The organism is Paracoccus sp. Z118, assembly GCF_019061185.1.
Classification (GTDB): Bacteria; Pseudomonadota; Alphaproteobacteria; order Rhodobacterales; family Rhodobacteraceae; genus Paracoccus.
Window position 1 is genome coordinate 1 of the sequence record NZ_JAHQZU010000091.1, and the last position, 1,246, is coordinate 1,246.

1 protein-coding gene and 1 pseudogene are annotated in these 1,246 nt (G+C 69.5%); one reads left to right on the forward strand and one right to left on the reverse strand.

Features of this window, described 5'->3' with window-relative positions:
- Nucleotides 1-221, reverse strand: a pseudogene (locus KTN05_RS18335) (hypothetical protein); the annotation flags it as partial.
- Between the two features lie 68 nt (nucleotides 222-289).
- On the opposite strand from KTN05_RS18335, the gene KTN05_RS17590 reads away from it, so the two are divergent.
- The gene (locus KTN05_RS17590; protein ID WP_217330661.1) at nucleotides 290-1,174 is read left to right on the forward strand and encodes a LysR family transcriptional regulator; all 885 of its coding nucleotides are present in this window, start codon (nucleotides 290-292) and stop codon (nucleotides 1,172-1,174) included.
- Nucleotides 1,175-1,246: the final 72 nt, after the last annotated feature.

Below are 1,246 nucleotides of genomic sequence, written 5' to 3' on the forward strand. Positions count from 1 at the left end.
CCGGGGAGGCCGCGGAGGGCCTTCTCGATCTTCGGCACGCAGGAGGGGCAGGAAAGCTCGTCGCTGCGGAGGATGGTTTTCTGGGTCATGGTCGTTTCCTTTCGACATTCGGCGGGGCTCGTCCCTGCCTTCAGCCAATGACCTATGACTTTCGTCCGAGGTGCGATTGGGGAAACCCGAAAGCTGCCCTTGCAGGAACGCACAGCCGCTGCCTTGGCCATTGCGTCAACTACCAGCTATGTTGCATGTCACGGCGGAGCGATCCGCGAAATCCGAAAGGCAGCCTTGTATGGATGCACGGATCGACAACTGGGACGACCTGCGCCTGTTTCTGGCGGTAGCGCGCGCGGGCACGCTGTCCGGGGCCGCGCGGGAGATCGGCGTGAACCATTCGACCGTCTTCCGGCGGATCGGCGCCTTCGAGGAGACCCTTGGCGTGCGCCTCTTCGACCGGCTGCCGAACGGCTACGCCCTGACTGCGGCGGGCGAGGCGATGCAGGAGAGCGCCCTGCGGGTCGAGGAGGAGATCGCCGCCCTCGACCGCAAGGTCACGGGACAGGACCTGCGGCTGAGCGGCATCGTTCGGATCACCACCGTGGACATGCTGGCGCAGGGCCTTCTGCCGCGGCATCTGCTGGCCTTTCGCCGTGCCTATCCCGGCATCGAGATTGAACTGACCGTCGGCAATGCCACGCTGAACCTGACCCGGCGCGAGGCCGATGTGGCGCTGCGGGTCGGCAACCAACCGCCCGAAACGCTCGTCGGCCGCCGGGTGGGGCGGCTGGCCTTCGCAGTCTATGGAGCGGCCGCGGCCGAGGCGACGGCGCCGCTGGCCGAGCAGCCGTGGATCGGCTTCGACGCCGAGCACGCGCCGCTCGTGCGCGCCTTCGCCGAGTTCCTGCCCGGCGTCCGTCCCGCGTTCCGCGTCAACTCGGTCGCTGCCGCCATCGCCGCCGCCAGGGCCGGCATCGGCCTCGCCACCCTGCCGTGCGGCGTTGCGGACCTCGAGCCCGACCTCACGCGGGTCGCGCCGCTGCCCGAGAGCTTCACCCTCGATCTGTGGCTGCTGACCCACGAGGACCTGCGCCGCACCGCGCGCATCCGCGCCTTCCTCGACTTCATGGCCGAGGCGCTGGCGCGGGAGGCGCCGCTGCTCGAGGGCGCCGACCCGTAAGGAAAACGATCCTCCGGGACCGATCCGGCCCTCGCCCCCGATCCACGATCATCGTTGTCCGGCAGGGGCCGC

Coding starts and splice junctions, on each gene's coding strand:
- KTN05_RS17590 (WP_217330661.1), top strand. CDS start 290: ATGGATGCACGGATCGACAACTGGGACGACCTGCGCCTGTTTCTGGCG.